Below are 15,019 nucleotides of genomic sequence, written 5' to 3'. Positions count from 1 at the left end.
AATAGTAAAGGCTCTTAAAATAATATTAAATATTGAAAACTGGAGGAAGAATTATGGCAAGACCTAAGAAACATAGAAAAATATATTATGTTCCAAATATAAAAATATACGGACCATTAGATGGTTCAGGGTGTGAAGAAGTTATAGTAATGACCTATGAAGAATTAGAAAGCTTAAGACTTATGGACCTAGAAGGCTTAGACCAAAATGAATGTGCAGATAAAATGTTGGTAGCCCGCTCAACTTTTCAAAGAATTTATACAGAAGCAAAAAGAAAAATAGCTGATAGCATCGTTAATGCAAAAGTTTTGAAAATTGAAGGTGGTAATTTTATAATAAATAAATGCACAGCTAAATGCTTAAAGTGTGGAGAAGTTTGGGAGGCTGCTACTGGAAATTTAGTTTCTAATGAAAAATGCCCAAAATGCGGTTCGCATGAGTTTTCGTGTATTCACAAAAGTGAGAATGGGATTTGTAAAGGTTGTGGAAGAGGAAGATGTTAAAATATGCCAATATTAACTACTTGAGTTAGATTATCTAATGTGTTAATATTACAGTGAAAAACTTTTGAATTCGAAATGTTTAGAAGGAGAGCTAAAATATGGGGAGAATGTTTGGAACTGATGGAGTAAGAGGAATTGCTAATACTGAACTTACTGCAGAACTTGCTTATAAACTTGGACGAGCAGGTGCATTTGTATTAACTGAAGGCGCACATAAACCAACTATAGTAGTAGGAAGAGATACAAGAATATCAGGTGATATGCTTGAATCAGCTCTTGTAGCTGGAATAATGTCTGTCGGTGCACATGCAATTTGCGTTGGAGTAGTGCCAACCCCTGCAGTTGCGTATCTTACAAGATTATATAATGCGGATGCCGGAGTTGTAATATCAGCATCTCATAATCCTGTTGAATATAATGGAATTAAATTCTTCAATAAGGACGGATATAAATTGCCAGATGAAATTGAAGATAAGATAGAAGAGTATATAAATAATAATCTTGAAGGTATCCCAGCACCTATAGGGGAAGATTTGGGTATTAGAGAATTTAAAAATGAAGCTATTGAAGATTATATAAAGTTCTTAAAAACAACTATTGATGTTGATTTTAAAGGATTAAAGGTCGCACTTGACTGTGCTGAAGGAGCATCATACTTTGCTGCACCTAAAATATTTGAAGAACTTGGGGCAGAGGTGTATGTAATTCATAACAACCCTAACGGGAAAAATATAAACAAAAAATGCGGTTCCACACATATGGAAGAGCTTAGGGAGTTTACAGTTAAAAACAAATGCGATTTAGGATTAGCATTTGATGGGGATGCTGACAGGTGTCTTGCTGTAGATGAAAAGGGAAATATAGTCAATGGCGATTTTATAATGACTATTTGTGCTAAGGATATGAAGGAAAGAGGGAAACTTGATTTTAATACCCTTGTAGTAACAGTAATGAGCAATTTAGGACTCGATATTGCATGCCAAAAGGAAGAAATAAATACAGTTAAAACAAAAGTTGGCGACAGATATGTTCTCGAGGAGATGATTAAAAACGGCTATAAAATAGGCGGAGAACAATCTGGTCATATTATTTTTCTTGATTACAATACTACTGGAGATGGAATACTTACTGCACTACAGCTTACTGCAATACTCAAAAAGAGTAAAAAGAAGATGTCGGAGTTAGCATCAATCATGAAGGAACTACCACAAGTTCTAATTAATGCAAAAGTTTCTAATGATAAGAAGGATGCATATTTAAAGGATGAAGTAATAATTTCTGAAATAAATAAAGCGGAAGAAAAGCTTTCAGGCAGAGGTAGGGTGCTGATAAGACCATCAGGAACAGAGCCACTAGTAAGAGTCATGATTGAGGGAGAAAATATAAATATTATTGAAAAAATGGCCAAAGATTTGGCAACACTAATAGAAGAAAGAAGCAGATAATTTTAATATTTTATTAATTTTTTAACAGGTATATTTTATACTGCATATAATTATTATATAATTAACTCATAATGGCATTAAAGTTAGTAACTTGCTCCTTTTCTTCTGGCAAATTTTCATAAAACACCCCAAAATAGGAGCAAGTTCTTATATTATCTTATATGGGAGGAGGCGATAACAGTTTACTGCTACTAGTAAAAGCGCCGGGGCTTATAGGTGACATTCACTTGATTTCTTGACTTCTTGAGTTGTTTGTCAATTATAAGCTGACGAGGACAGGGTTGATCGAATTTTCGGCGGATGCCCTGCGGCTGACCACCGTTAGCTAACCCACAAAACCATGGAGCAATCCTTGGGACAAAAGGGAAGCAGGTTGAAAAGTTTATTTATGAATAGTTGCTTTAAAAATCAGATGATAACTTGTGAAAATTTTAAATCGAGTTCAGTAGAATTTTATTAATTTGTAATTTCGAAAGGAGACCTATTATGTGCGGAATAGTTGGATATATAGGACCAAAAAAAGCGGTTCCAATTCTTATAGAAGGTTTATCAAAGCTTGAATATAGAGGATACGATTCAGCCGGTGTTGCTATACTTAACGAAGGAAAAATAAGCGTAGAAAAGTGCAAAGGAAGACTTGCCTTCCTTGAAGAAAGATTAAAGAGCAATCCATTAGAAGGTTCAATTGGAATTGGCCATACAAGATGGGCAACCCACGGAGAGCCATCGGATGTCAACTCACATCCCCATTCAAACAAAGACTTTACAATAAGCGTTGTTCATAACGGTATAATTGAAAACTACATTAAGTTGAAAGAATGGTTGACATCGATAGGATATGAATTTAAGACTGAAACTGATACAGAAGTTTTACCTCATCTTTTGGACTACTACTATGATGGAGACCTTTTAAAGGCAGTTATGCAGGCTGTGTCAAAGCTTGATGGTTCATATGCCCTTGGTATAGTTTGCAGCAATGAACCTGGCAAGATAATTGCTGTTAGAAAGGACAGCCCACTTATAGTTGGTAAGGGTAATGGAGAAAACTTCATAGCATCAGATATTCCTGCAGTATTGCCATATACAAGGGATGTTTATCTGCTTGATAACAAGGAAATAGCTGTTTTAACAAAGGACAATGTTGAAATATATACTACTGAAGGTATGAAGGTAAACAAAGAAGTTTTCCACGTAACTTGGGATGCTCAATCTGCTGAAAAGGGTGGATATGAACACTTCATGATAAAAGAGATTTATGAACAGCCAAAGGCTCTCAAGGATACAATGACTTCAAGAATTATGGCTGACAACGATGATATAATTCTTGATAAAATCAAGATAACTAAGGAAGATTTAGAAAAAATAAATAGAATTTACGTTATAGCATGCGGAACAGCTTACCATGCTGGAGTTGTTGGAAAGTATGTAATTGAGAAGTTAGCAAGAATCCCAGTTGAAGTTGATTTTGCATCAGAGTTCAGATACAGAAATCCAATTATAGATAGCAACACATTGATGATTGTTTTAAGCCAATCAGGTGAAACTGCAGACACTCTTGCTGCTCTAAGACTTGGAAAAGAAAATGGAGCAAGAGTTATTGCTATAACAAATGTTGTTGGAAGCTCAGTTGCAAGAGAAGCATCTGATGTATTATACACATGGGCTGGCCCAGAAATTGCAGTTGCTTCAACAAAAGCATATACAACTCAATTAGTTGCAATGTATATGATAGCACTTCATTTTGGTAGATTGAATGGAAATGTAACATTAGAACAATACAGAGAAATTAGAGATGAAATGCTTAAGCTTCCAGAAAAGGCACAGGCAATTCTTGAACAAAAGGAAACAATCCAAAAGTTTGCCTATGCACACCATACAAACAAAGATATGTTCTATCTTGGAAGAGGTCTTGACTTTGCTGTTGCTCTTGAAGGAGCGCTAAAGATAAAGGAAATTTCTTATGTTCATGCTGAAGCATATGCAGCAGGAGAATTAAAACACGGAACAATAGCTTTAATTGAAAAGGGAATTCCAGTTATAGCACTTGCAACTCAGGATGAACTGTTTGAAAAGACAATAAGCAATATTAAGGAAGTTGTTTCAAGAGGTGCACATGTTATCGCATTTGCATTTGAAGGAAACGACGATATTGCAAAGGTTTCAGATGTTGCTGTATATCTTCCAAAAACACTGCCAATTTTAGCACCAGTGTTAAGCGTAATTCCACTTCAACTTCTTGCATACTATACAGCAGTTGAGAGAGGCTGCGATGTAGATAAGCCAAGAAACCTTGCAAAGTCAGTAACAGTTGAGTAATTTATTAGTAATTTTGTTGTAGAATATAATTGAATTAAGTCTAATCCATGATAATAAACTTCACTTTATAAGACAAACTTTGAACCAAAATCCCGTAGCAAATGAAAGAGAAATCTATATTTGCTGCGGGATTTTTTTTTATTTGATTTCAAAAACATTAAAAAGAATGATATATCTGGAATTAGACATATATACAGAAGTTTTATTATGCTATAATATTAATATAAAAACTGGACTAGAATGACAGATATTTTTGAATTCAGGGCTAATTATTAGCAAAATAAAGAAAAGGAAATTATAATACTATTGTTGAAGAAATTTTACTGATCATATGAAAAATTAATTGTGAAAAGCATCTTAATGCAATATTGTTAATGGGAGGGTTGATATGACAACAGACGAAATAAAGGAGATAATACAAAATGGAGAGAATTCATATATTGAATTCAAAGAAGAAGAAATAAAAGCAAAAGGACTTAATAAGCCATACTATACTTCTGATCATAAATATTACATTCGGGTAGGAAGCACAAAGAGGATTGCAACAAAAGAGGAATTGTTGAGGTTATTTGAAGCAAGCGGAAGTTTTCATTTTGATATTTCTCCTGTTGAAGGAACTTCCATAAAAGATTTAAACATTGATATTATTAGGGATTATTTTATGAAGTATAATACATTTGATTTGTTTGATGAGCCTTCAGAATCTGTGGAGAGAATACTTATTAATGCTGACATACTTAAGGATGTTGATGGGAGAAAACTTTGCACTGTTGGTGGACTACTTATATTTGGAAAAAATCCTGAAAAACATCTTCCGCAGAATGGAGTAAGTTTTGCTCATTTTAAAGGCAATGAAATTACTGATGAACTAATTGATAAAAAGATAATAACTGGAAGAATTCAAGATATTGCTGAACAATTGATGATTGTTATAAAAAACAATATGCTTGTTCCATCTGTAATAAATGGCTTGAAAAGAGAGGATAAAGAAGAATACCCTATGATTGTTATGAGGGAAGCCATTGTAAACTCTCTTGTGCACAGAAATTACAGTATCAGCGGTTCAAAAATAAGGGTATTTATGTTTGACGACCGTATTGAGTTTAGAAGTCCTGGAAGACTTCCAAATACTGTAACAATAGATAAGATGAAAATTGGAGTTTCCTATTCACGAAATCCTTTCCTTGTTAAGTATATGGAAAACATGAGATATATAGACCAATTAGGGAGAGGAATACCAATGATACTTAAGAAAATGAAGGAGGCAGGAGCAAAAGAACCGCTACTCGAAGAGTATGGGGAAGAATTTATTTTAACAATATATAAAGCATGAATGAGTATTTATTTTAGACAGGAGGATAAAAAATGACTTTAGAACAAAAGTTTGAGAAATTAAAAAACATATTAAGTGAATTAGGCAGCGTTGCAGTTGCCTATTCCGGAGGGGTTGACAGCACATTTTTGCTGAAGGTTGCACATGATGTTCTTGGAGAAAATGTAATTGCAGTAACAGCAACTTCATCGACATATCCTGAAAGGGAATTCAATGAGGCAAAAAAGTATGCAGAGCAATTTGGTGTTAAACATATAGTTATTGTATCTGAGGAGTTAGAAATTGAAGGATTTTCAAAGAACCCTATTGATAGATGTTATTATTGCAAAAGGGAACTATTCTCAAAGATATATGATGTTGCTAAAGAGTATGGCATTAAATATGTTGCCGATGGGTCAAACTTTGATGATTTAAATGATTATAGACCAGGTATGAAGGCTGCAAAAGAATTAAATGTAGTAAGTCCAATTAAAGAGGCACAACTAACTAAAGAAGATATTAGGGAATTATCCAGAAGAATGAATTTGCCGACATGGAATAAGCCATCCTTTGCATGCTTATCTTCAAGATTTCCTTATGGGCATGAAATTACAGAAGAAAAACTTAAAATGGTTGAAAAGGCGGAGCAAATACTTTTGGATTTAGGCTTTAAACAGGTAAGGGTCAGACATCATGGTGAAATTGCAAGGATAGAAGTAGCAGCACAGGAAAGGGAAAGATTCTTTAATGTTGAGATTTTAGATTTTGTTGGAGACAAATTTAAAGAAATTGGATTTACCTATGTAACTTTGGATGTGCATGGATACAGAACAGGCAGCATGAATGAAAAAATAATAAATTAATAAATAAAAAACCAGGAGAAAATTTGATAGCCATAATTTTCTCCTGGTTTTTTTGTTTAAACAACTGATAATGACATGCCAATTAACTTCAATAAATTTAAAAAGAGTTAATTATTAAACAATGGTTTTAAGTAAACTTAATAAAAATTTAATTTTTTTGCAGAAGGAAATAAATAGAATATATAGAAATTATTATTAATATTAATACTAATGAGAGGTCATTGTTATGGAGATACAAAATTATCTTTCTAACATTGAAAAAATTCTTGAAAAGCATTTTGATATAGAAAAAAATGTGGAACTATCAGGGTTTAATTGTGATTTGTTTGCAAAATATAGAGTAATAAATCAAAGAACCTTTTTAACTAAAAAAGATGTTATCGATAGATATGAGAATAATGAATTTATATTTATAAAACAAGCAAATAATTGGGATTTAGTTGAAGTTGAGCATTTTACAAAAGAACTGATACGAATTTCCAATCTTCTGATAAAGCCGAATCGTTATCATATGTCTACTGCGATTACAGGAGTAATATTGACCGAAAAATCTAATCAAGCAATCCAGCAATTTGTTGAAAAATTTAAGTATAATAAGAGCTATATGTTTTATTTACATGGTTGGAGTGAAATTAGATTATTGCTCGTTGACCTAGTTAATATGAGAGTTTACACAAACAAAGCGGGTAAAGGGGTTAAAAAGGTGTTTGAAACACCAAATAAATAAAAGGGGGATTTTTTATGAATTCACTCTGGCTTGTTATTATTGGCGCAATCCTATTTTTTGCCGCTTATACTCTATACGGAGGATACCTGGCAAAGCAGTGGGGTATTGACCCTAAAAGACAAACTCCATCCCACACAAAATACGACGGAATTGACTATGTTCCAGCCAACTCAAAGGTTTTATTAGGGCACCATTTTGCATCAATTGCAGGGGCAGGACCTATAGCAGGACCTATTCAAGCTGCTATATTTGGTTGGCTACCAGTTTATCTTTGGATTATTATAGGTGGAATTTTTGTAGGGGGTGTCCATGACTTTGGTTCACTTTTGGCATCGATTCGACACGAAGGTAAATCAATTGGAGAAATAATTGAAGCTAACGTAGGACGCAAAGGAAAACTGCTCTTCAACATTTTTGCATGGTTGACTCTTGTGCTTATAGTTGCTGCATTTACAGATATTGTTGCTTCTGCATTCGCATATAACCCTCAGGTTCAAGGGTATCAATCTGGACCTGCTGCAGCAACTTCATCAATGTTATTTATGATACTTGCTGTTACATTTGGATTTATGGTTTATAGAAAGAATTATGGCTTGGCTGTGTCAACAGTTGTAGGAGTAACTTTACTATTCCTTGCAGTATGGATAGGATATAAATTCCCATTTGTTGCACTTTCTAAAAATGCGTGGTATGCAATCTTATTAATCTACATCTTCCTTGCATCAACACTACCAGTTTGGCTACTACTTCAACCGAGAGATTATTTAAATTCATTCATGTTATATGCAATGCTTCTTGGAGGTCTATTAGGTATATTTGTAATGCATCCAACATTACAACTTTCGGCGTTTAAGGGATTTACAGTCACGACAAAGGCTGGGGCTCAATATTTGTTCCCAATTTTATTTGTAACAGTAGCATGTGGTGCTATTTCAGGTTTCCATTCACTTGTGAGTTCAGGAACTTCAGCTAAACAAATAGATAAAGAAGAAGATGCAAAGTTAGTAGGATATGGTGCTATGCTAATTGAAAGTATGGTAGCAATAGTGGCTCTAATATCAATAGCTTATGTATCTAAGGCAGAAGGGACGCCTGCAGTTATATTTGCTAGCGGTGTAGCAACTTTTATGAGTAGTTTTGGTATCCCACTTGAATTTGGAAAGGTATTCATAATTTTGGCGTTTACAGCTTTTGCACTAACAAGTCTTGACACAGCTACAAGACTTGGAAGGTATATATTCCAGGAATTATTTGAATCAGTAGCTGGAAAGGGTTCAGTCTGGACGAATATGTATACTGCAACAATCGCGACAATTGTAGCTTCGGGGCTATTGCTTCTCTATGGTTATCAAAAGATATGGCCAATATTTGGTTCAGCTAATCAAATGCTTGCGGCTTTGGCATTGCTTGCACTAACAGCATGGTTATTAAGACTTGGTAAGAATATTTTAGTAACACTGCTTCCAATGATATTTATGTTTGCAGTCACACTAACTGCATTGGTTGTATTAATGAAGAACTATTTTATAGCAAAGAATTTTGTGCTTGTAGTTGTAGCAGCAATTCTATTCATTTTAGCAGTAGTATTGATTTTTGAAACATACAATGTCCTGAAAACTAAGAAGTCATCTAAAGATATAAAGGCTTAAGTAAATTGGAGCTAGCATTAATTGCTAGCCCTTTTTTATTTTATTATGTATGTTATAATAAACTTAGATTTTTAAGTTTGGAGGTATAGCTGTGCTATTCTTAACGCTGTTTGAAAGAATGTCTATAGTTGCTTTAGTTGCATATATGTTCACCCATACGCCATTATTTAAAAAGATATATAAAAGGCGGTTTGATGTTAGCGATAAGTTAATACTTATAATATTTTTTAGTGCCTTTTCTATATTAGGAACTTATCTTGGAATAAGGATGGAGGGTGGAGCAATAGCTAATATAAGACCAATAGGTGCAATCGTTGCAGGTTATATTGGAGGTCCTTTAGTTGGAAGTGCAGTAGGTTTAATAGCTGGTGGACATAGATATTTGTTAGGCGGATATACTGCGTTAGCATGTGGGATATCGACAATTATGGAAGGCTTGACTGGAGCATTTTTTAGAAGTAAAAAAGGTGATTTGTCTCCCTTTGTTGGATTTATATCAGGGGTAATTGCCGAATTTATTCAAATGGGAATTATTCTGCTTGTATCAAAGCCGTATAGTCAGGCATTAGAACTTGAAAGGGAAATAGCATTTCCAATGATAATAATCAACTCATTTGGTGTTGCAATTTTTATCGATATTATAAAAAATGTAATAAAACAGTATAACGAAATTGGAGCGTCCTATGCTCTAAAATCATTAAATATAGCAAAACAAACATCGGTTTATTTGAGAAAAGGGCTAGATGAAAACACAGCACAAAATGTGGCTGAGATAATTCAAAAAACAGGAGAATTCAAGGGAGTAATTATTGGAAATAGAAAAAAGGTTCTTAAATATTTAGGAGAAAAAATTGACGAACAAATTCTTTATGAAGATTTTATTGAATACTTGCAAAATCCAGCAGAGAAAATAATTTCAGCAAAGAAAACAAAAAAGGAACAATATTTTTACACTATACCGCTTTACACAAACAGTGAATTAGAAGGATTTTTAGGAATAGAAGTTGATACACTAGATGAAATTGATAGACATTTTATGGATTTTATTAGGGAGCTTGCTGAACTATTATCTGTTCAACTTGAGATTCACAAATTAAATAAAAAAGCGGAGATGGCAGTTGTATCAGAGCTTAAAGCTCTAAGGGCGCAGATTCACCCTCATTTCTTATTCAATGCTTTAAATACAATTGCTTCATTCTGTAGAATTAATCCTATGAAGGCAAAGGACTTAATATTAGATTTGTCAAATTATTTTAGAGGAACATTAAAAACTGAAGAATTCGTGCCTCTCTCTAAAGAAATAGAACTCATCGAAGCATACCTAAACATAGAGAAAGCAAGATTCGGTGATAGAATTAATATTGAATATAGAATAGACGATAGCATACTTGATTATTATATCCCACATTTTATTCTACAACCTATAGTTGAAAATGCTATTAAACATGGATTAACAACTAAATCGGATGGTGGAGAAATAATTATTAAGGTTTGTGAAATTGGAGATAGGTTAAATTTTGAAGTTTCAGACTCAGGCGTTGGTATAGATGAGATAAAGTTAAAAAGATTAATGAAGGAAAATAAGGGGATAGGTTTATCTAACGTCAGAGAAAGAATTAAATTAATCTATGGAAATTCATCAAAATTTGAAATAATCTCAGAATATGGAAAAGGAACCATAGTAAGCTTTACTATACCTAAGGAGGTTCAGCATGAGCAATATACGATGCATAATAGTTGAAGATGAGATTCCAGCAATTTTGGAATTGAAGTATATACTGCAAGAATATGAATGCATGGATATAATAAAAGAATTTTATGATGGAAAATCTGCACTTGATTGGATGATTAAGAATGATATCGATGTCATTTTCTTAGATATCAACATGCCTAACATGGGTGGGTTAGATTTAGCTAAGGAGATATTAAAACTTGAAAAAGATATTCATCTTGTTTTTATTACAGCTCATGAGGATTTTGCTTTAAATGCATTTGAACTAGGAGCTATCGATTATATATTAAAGCCCTATAATGAAAAGAGAATAGAAAAGACTATATTACGCATAAAAGAGCATGTTTTTGATAGAAAAAAGAGCGAATCAGATGTAGCTAGAAAAATTGAAAAAATCATTAGTAAGATTAATATGCCTGCTAAAGTAAAGAAAATCGCATGTGAGTATAAAGGGAAAACTTTGTTAGTAGATTTAGAAGATATATATTATTGCTTTATAGAAGATGAGGAGACCTACGTTAAAACTAAAGACATTAGCTATTTGACTAATTATAATCTGAATGAATTGGAAGAAAAGACGGGATTTTTTAGAATACACAGAAGTTTCATCGTCAATTTGAATAAAATAAAGGAGATCTATCCATGGTTTAATGGAACATATAAAATCACAATGGATGATATTCAAAAATCAGAGCTTCAGGTAAGCAGATCAAGGGTAAAAGAATTAAAAGAGGCACTAAACATTTAATGCTTTTTAGGCACAAAATTTAGCATGTTAAGTTCATTTTTTGACATATTACCCCTCGAAAATAGTCAGAATATTTTATGAGTGCTATCATTAATTTATGATTAAAAAATAGGAGGGGTTCTATGTTATCATTTTTAGGCGGAATCGCTGTTCTTATTTTAGGTTATTTTATCTATGGAAATTACATTGAAAAACTTTTTGGTATTGATGAAAACAGAAAAACACCAGCTTTTACAATGCAGGACGGTGTTGACTATGTTCCAATGCCTACATGGAAGGTTTTCTTAATTCAGCTACTTAACATTGCAGGTTTGGGACCAATATTTGGTGCCATTCAGGGTGCTCTATTTGGACCTGCAGCATTTTTATGGATTGCTTTAGGAAGCATATTTGCTGGAGCAGTCCATGACTACTTATCAGGAATGATTTCAATCAGACACAAGGGTGCAAGCTTATCTGAAATCCAAGGTGTATATCTTGGAAAGAAAATTCAAAACGTAATGAGAATATTTACAGTCGTTCTTTTAGTTCTTGTAGGTGTTGTATTCGTTACAGGCCCTGCAAAACTACTTGCAGCAATAACTCCTGATTATATGACATTAACCTTCTGGGTTGTTACAGTATTCGTTTATTATTTCCTTGCAACCATCTTGCCAATAGATGTAATAATTGGAAGATTATACCCTATTTTTGGTATTGCGCTTGTAGTAATGGCAATTGGAGTGGGTGGAGGACTTGTATTAAATGGATACCATATTCCAGAAATTCAACTAGTTAATATGCATCCTAAAAACTTACCTCTTTTCCCAATGATGTTTATAACAATAGCTTGTGGTGCAATTTCAGGTTTCCATGCTACTCAATCACCACTTATGGCAAGATGTATGGTTAATGAAAAAGAAGGAAGAAAAGTATTCTACGGTTCAATGATAGCAGAAGGTATAATAGCTATGGTTTGGGCTGCAGCAGGTATGGCATTCTATGGTGACGTTCAAGGGCTTGCAGCAACATTAGGAAAAGTTGGTCCAAGCGGTGCTGTTCTTGAAATAACAAAGACATTGTTAGGACCAATAGGTGGAGTTCTTGCTATGCTTGGTGTTATCGCATGTCCAATAACTTCAGGAGATACAGCATTCAGAGGTGCAAGACTTATGATTGCTGATATGATAAACTTTAAGCAAGAAAAAGTATCAAAGAGATTGATGCTTGCTGCTCCTTTATTTGCAGTAGGTATAGCATTAACATTTATTAACTTTGATATAATCTGGAGATACTTTGCATGGGCAAACCAAACTCTTGCAATGGTTACACTCTGGGCAGCTGCTGTTTATCTTGTTAAGAAGGGTAAAAATCACTGGGTTGCTACAGTTCCAGCAACATTTATGTCGTATGTAAGTTCAAGCTACATTCTTCAAGCAAAGGAAGGATTTAAGCTTGCATCATCTATTTCAAATATGGCTGGTATAGTAATTGCAGCAGCTCTATTTGCAATATTTATGACTCAGGGAAAGAAATTTGCAACTACTATTAAGTTAGAAGAAACTGCATAAAAAATTTAAGTGAAGCTGTCTTAATATAAGGCAGCTTCAATATTTATTAGTTGATTTATATGGAAAAAGTGATAAAATATATAAAAAGACAATGAAAGGAGATGATATAATGGTATCAGAAAGACTTATAAATGCACTAAACGACCAATACAATTTTGAACTTTATTCAGCACATATATATATTGCAATGGCTGCATATTTTGAAGAACAAGATTTAGAGGGATTTGCTAATTTCTTTAAGGTTCAAGAGCAAGAAGAAAGATTCCATGCATCAAAATTCTATACATATATTGCAGAGAAGAATGGAAGAATTAAAGTAGAAGGAATTCCTACTCCAGAAAATGAATACGATTCAATTTTAGATGTATTTAAGAAAGCATTGGAGCATGAGCATAAAGTAACTGCTAGGATATACAATTTAATGAACATAGCTATGGAAGAAAAGGAACATGCAACAGTCAGCTTTTTGAAATGGTTTGTCGACGAGCAAACTGAAGAAGAAGCGACATTTAACAAGATAATTAAAAAGCTTGAGAGAATTAAAGATGACCCTAATGGTATATACATGCTTGATGCAGAACTTGCACAAAGAGTATTTACTCCTCCAGTTAATACTAATGCATGACTAAATACTGAATAATGTATAAAAAGGCCCCAAGAATGATTTAGAATGGCATTTCTAAAAATCTTTATTAGACGTTAAAATGCCTGTCAAATCTTCATGGGGCTTAGTTTTATTTTAAATTTTATCGCTTATATCCATATTTGACTTGTTTTGAATCCTTTGATATACATAGAATGGGATTCCTATAAGCATTAGAATGAATCCATACATTACAACTTCTGCACCAGTTCCGTAAATTGCATAGATTGAATATGCAAAGGCAAGAAGTGCAATAAATGAACTTTTGATAAAGTTCCAGAGGTTAAAGTTTTCTGATTTATTTCTTAAAAGAAGCATTTCTGCTGCAGCAGTAAAAGAATATGCTGGCAAGAATGCAAGAGTTGCAAGAAGCAACATGAAATTAAAAGCAGCCGTCAAACTTGAAACATAATTCATAACAAGAAGTATATTAGCTGCGATACCGCTTATTAAAAGCGATGCTGAAGGCGTGTTATACTTTGGATGCACCTTTGCAAAAATCGCTGGGAACATCTTGTCCTCTGCGGCAGCAAATGAACTTCTTGCAGTAACTAGTATCCAGCCTGAAGTAGCACCTAAGGTTGATATTACAGCACCAAGCGCAATAAACGTTCCTCCCCAGGTTCCACCTGTAGCAAAATTAATTATGTCAGCAAGTGGCGCATTAGAATTTGCAAGCTCACCCTGTGGCATTGCACCAATTGCAAGAACGCTTATTAGAATATATATTGCAGCAGTGATTAAAGTTCCATAAATTGTGCTGAGCTTTATATTTCTCTCAGGGTCTTTTATTTCTCCTGCTGGAATAGTTGCGCATTCAAGTCCAACAAATGACCATAGTGTTATTGCTATAGCTGCTGGTATAGTAGACATACCTGCAACTTCACTTGAAGATACTGTTGTAAAGTAAGTAGGATTAAAATGTAATAAAGCAATTATTGCAAAAACAATTAATGGAACTATTTTTAGAACTGTAGTAACTATACTTACAATTCCAGCTTCCTTTACGCCCTTATAATTAATATATGTTAATACCCACAAAATTGCTGAAGAAGTGACAAATGCTAAAGCTCTGTTTTCTCCAAACACTGGGAAGAAATAGGATAAATAATTCATGAAGGCTGTAATTATCGCGGCATTACCTACCCATGAGCCAACCCAGTATGTCCAAGCTATTAGGAATGCTGCAAATTGACCAAATGCAGCCTTTGTGTAAACAATTGGTCCACCAGTTTTTGGCATCTTTGCGCCCATTTTAGCAAAACTTAGTGCTAAAAACATTGAGCCAATTGCTGTTATTAACCATGCAATTACTGTTGCTTTAGGATTTGATGCAGCTGCAAGTCCCTGTGGTGCCATGAAGATTCCGGAACCTATCATATTACCAACAACTATTGCGGTAGCAGCAGCAAGTCCGAGTTCTCTTTTTAAATTAGTGTTGTTGTTCTCCATTTAATTCACCTCGTATGCTATAATTGTTTGCCCGGGCATTTGCTTCAAAAATGTATATTAATAAATATACAACAATTTC

12 protein-coding genes are annotated in these 15,019 nt (G+C 33.7%); 11 read left to right on the top strand and 1 reads right to left on the bottom strand.

The window, feature by feature from the left end:
* The first annotated feature begins 53 nt into the window (after positions 1 to 53).
* The 11 genes from ABG79_RS04745 (at position 54) to ABG79_RS04695 (ending at position 13,470) form a co-directional block, all read left to right on the top strand.
* Positions 54 to 503 (top strand): DUF134 domain-containing protein, encoded by a 450-nt coding sequence (locus tag ABG79_RS04745; RefSeq protein ID WP_057977682.1) that lies wholly within the window; start codon positions 54 to 56, stop codon positions 501 to 503.
* 98 nt (positions 504 to 601) lie between these two features.
* A complete protein-coding gene (gene glmM / locus ABG79_RS04740) occupies positions 602 to 1,948 on the top strand; it encodes a phosphoglucosamine mutase (protein ID WP_057977680.1) in 1,347 nt (448 codons plus the stop codon).
* Between the two features lie 486 nt (positions 1,949 to 2,434).
* On the top strand, positions 2,435 to 4,264 hold the full coding sequence (gene glmS, locus ABG79_RS04735) for a glutamine--fructose-6-phosphate transaminase (isomerizing) (RefSeq protein WP_057977678.1): 1,830 nt from the start codon (positions 2,435 to 2,437) through the stop codon (positions 4,262 to 4,264).
* A 388-nt stretch (positions 4,265 to 4,652) separates the two neighbouring features.
* On the top strand, positions 4,653 to 5,597 hold the full coding sequence (locus tag ABG79_RS04730) for an ATP-binding protein (RefSeq protein WP_057977676.1): 945 nt from the start codon (positions 4,653 to 4,655) through the stop codon (positions 5,595 to 5,597).
* Positions 5,598 to 5,629: 32 nt separating this feature from the next.
* Positions 5,630 to 6,439 (top strand): ATP-dependent sacrificial sulfur transferase LarE, encoded by an 810-nt coding sequence (larE, locus tag ABG79_RS04725; protein WP_057977675.1) that lies wholly within the window; start codon positions 5,630 to 5,632, stop codon positions 6,437 to 6,439.
* A gap of 226 nt (positions 6,440 to 6,665) precedes the next feature.
* Positions 6,666 to 7,166: a DUF8052 family protein gene (locus ABG79_RS04720; RefSeq protein ID WP_057977673.1), complete on the top strand. Its 501-nt coding sequence runs from the start codon at positions 6,666 to 6,668 to the stop codon at positions 7,164 to 7,166.
* A gap of 14 nt (positions 7,167 to 7,180) precedes the next feature.
* Positions 7,181 to 8,815, top strand: a complete 1,635-nt coding sequence (locus tag ABG79_RS04715; RefSeq protein WP_057977671.1) for a carbon starvation CstA family protein — start codon at positions 7,181 to 7,183, stop codon at positions 8,813 to 8,815.
* 91 nt (positions 8,816 to 8,906) lie between these two features.
* Positions 8,907 to 10,556, top strand: a complete 1,650-nt coding sequence (locus tag ABG79_RS04710; protein WP_057977669.1) for a LytS/YhcK type 5TM receptor domain-containing protein — start codon at positions 8,907 to 8,909, stop codon at positions 10,554 to 10,556.
* The gene (locus ABG79_RS04705) at positions 10,528 to 11,295 is read left to right on the top strand and encodes a LytR/AlgR family response regulator transcription factor (protein ID WP_057977667.1); all 768 of its coding nucleotides are present in this window, start codon (positions 10,528 to 10,530) and stop codon (positions 11,293 to 11,295) included. The genes ABG79_RS04710 and ABG79_RS04705 overlap by 29 nt, the downstream gene beginning before the upstream one ends.
* Positions 11,296 to 11,417: 122 nt before the next feature.
* Positions 11,418 to 12,845 (top strand): carbon starvation CstA family protein, encoded by a 1,428-nt coding sequence (locus ABG79_RS04700; RefSeq protein ID WP_057977665.1) that lies wholly within the window; start codon positions 11,418 to 11,420, stop codon positions 12,843 to 12,845.
* A gap of 109 nt (positions 12,846 to 12,954) precedes the next feature.
* Positions 12,955 to 13,470, top strand: a complete 516-nt coding sequence (locus tag ABG79_RS04695; RefSeq protein WP_057977663.1) for a ferritin — start codon at positions 12,955 to 12,957, stop codon at positions 13,468 to 13,470.
* Between the two features lie 114 nt (positions 13,471 to 13,584).
* Here the strand turns inward: ABG79_RS04695 and ABG79_RS04690 are convergent, their stop codons facing one another.
* A complete protein-coding gene (locus ABG79_RS04690; protein ID WP_057977660.1) occupies positions 13,585 to 14,940 on the bottom strand; it encodes an amino acid permease in 1,356 nt (451 codons plus the stop codon).
* Positions 14,941 to 15,019 lie beyond the last annotated feature (79 nt).

The organism is Caloramator mitchellensis (genome assembly GCF_001440545.1).
GTDB lineage: Bacteria > Bacillota > Clostridia > Clostridiales > Caloramatoraceae > Caloramator > Caloramator mitchellensis.
Note: the sequence above shows the minus strand (reverse complement) of the source record. Positions and strands in the feature narration are given on the sequence as shown.

Bases quoted from the DNA above. Each gene is read 5' to 3' on its own strand.
- ABG79_RS04695 (WP_057977663.1), top strand. From the start codon at position 12,955: ATGGTATCAGAAAGACTTATAAATGCACTAAACGACCAATACAATTTT.
- glmS (WP_057977678.1), top strand. From the start codon at position 2,435: ATGTGCGGAATAGTTGGATATATAGGACCAAAAAAAGCGGTTCCAATT.
- ABG79_RS04690 (WP_057977660.1), bottom strand. From the start codon at position 14,940: ATGGAGAACAACAACACTAATTTAAAAAGAGAACTCGGACTTGCTGCT.
- ABG79_RS04745 (WP_057977682.1), top strand. From the start codon at position 54: ATGGCAAGACCTAAGAAACATAGAAAAATATATTATGTTCCAAATATA.
- glmM (WP_057977680.1), top strand. From the start codon at position 602: ATGGGGAGAATGTTTGGAACTGATGGAGTAAGAGGAATTGCTAATACT.
- ABG79_RS04705 (WP_057977667.1), top strand. From the start codon at position 10,528: ATGAGCAATATACGATGCATAATAGTTGAAGATGAGATTCCAGCAATT.
- ABG79_RS04720 (WP_057977673.1), top strand. From the start codon at position 6,666: ATGGAGATACAAAATTATCTTTCTAACATTGAAAAAATTCTTGAAAAG.
- ABG79_RS04730 (WP_057977676.1), top strand. From the start codon at position 4,653: ATGACAACAGACGAAATAAAGGAGATAATACAAAATGGAGAGAATTCA.
- ABG79_RS04700 (WP_057977665.1), top strand. From the start codon at position 11,418: ATGTTATCATTTTTAGGCGGAATCGCTGTTCTTATTTTAGGTTATTTT.
- larE (WP_057977675.1), top strand. From the start codon at position 5,630: ATGACTTTAGAACAAAAGTTTGAGAAATTAAAAAACATATTAAGTGAA.
- ABG79_RS04715 (WP_057977671.1), top strand. From the start codon at position 7,181: ATGAATTCACTCTGGCTTGTTATTATTGGCGCAATCCTATTTTTTGCC.